Source organism: Vibrio sp. 661 (assembly GCF_033339315.1).
Classification (GTDB): Bacteria; Pseudomonadota; Gammaproteobacteria; order Enterobacterales; family Vibrionaceae; genus Vibrio; species Vibrio alginolyticus.
Genome location: NZ_JAWOUJ010000137.1, coordinates 1 through 1,039, shown reverse-complemented (window position 1 = coordinate 1,039; position 1,039 = coordinate 1). Strand labels below are relative to the sequence as shown.

Annotated in this window: 2 protein-coding genes; both read right to left on the bottom strand. The window is 43.3% G+C overall.

What is annotated here, in order from left to right:
- On the bottom strand, positions 1–209 hold a 209-nt coding region (locus R7P69_RS25235; RefSeq protein WP_318121835.1), incomplete at its 3' end, for a hypothetical protein.
- 347 nt (positions 210–556) lie between these two features.
- Positions 557–1,039, bottom strand: a 483-nt coding sequence (locus tag R7P69_RS25230) for a substrate-binding domain-containing protein (RefSeq protein WP_318121834.1), incomplete at its 5' end; no start/stop codon positions are given.

The window sequence follows — 1,039 nt, the reverse complement described above, 5'->3', positions numbered from 1 at the left end:
TCGTTCATTGTTTGTGAGTAAAACTCATCAGGCACCAACATTGGGTTGGTGAAATAACGAAATGCCCATTGGCCGCTGAGCAACATAAAGCGGCGACTCAGTTCACGTTGAAAGGTTTGTGCGCTCTGAACAGAGTCGTAGGAGAAAAAGTACGCACGCGGTGCCATACGATTCTCGTGTAAGTGTTGGAAGTTTTCCCAATTGTTCACGTTTTGATCTCCCCTCGGCTTGGTGCGCTTATGTTGGAGTGCGGATTGGTTTCATCGCGGCTCAACATCAGTGCAAAAACAACGGCCGATGTATTGTGAAAAATGCTTATGAATAATCTGAGAAAGATATTAGTAAAAGTTTTACTAAAATAAATTAGTGAAAACGTTTTACTTTAACTTGGTCACGTTTTAAATGACCAATGTTGAGCAAGATGTGATCAGCGTAAAGGAATGCGTTCTAGATTGTTTTGGAAAGTAAAAACAGTAAAAATTCGGTAGAAAATAAAAGAAGAAATAAAAAAGCACTGAAAATTCAGTGCCTTATTTGAGCAGTTTTGAGGGTGTTTTTATCGAGTTGTGCCGCGTAGCTTGAGCTTGCTTGGAACGTACACTTGAAGGGGCAGTGCGCGTCCGTCACGGTATTTTTCTACTAACAAGTTCACGCCTTGAATCCCCATCATTTCAGAATGAATACGAACGGTAGATAGAGGTGGGAAGGTAAAGCGCGCGGTAGGAATGTCGTTCACGCTGATCAGCGCAATATCATCAGGAATGTTTAAACCAAACTCATGCACTGCTCGTAACACACCAATCGCAATGGAGTCCGAAGCAATGAACATCGCTTTTGGGAAATCGCCTTTGGCCAGCATCTCTTTCGCTAAGTCATAACCGGACAAGCTAGAGAAATCGCCACGATAAATGTCGTCTTCAGAAACCACACCTTTTAGGCTGCCGTAGTCCACAAACGCATTTTCACGAATGTCTGCGGTGTTGGGCTCGTCTTGTCCACCAATAAATCCGATGCGCTCGTAGCCTTGTTGTACAAAGAA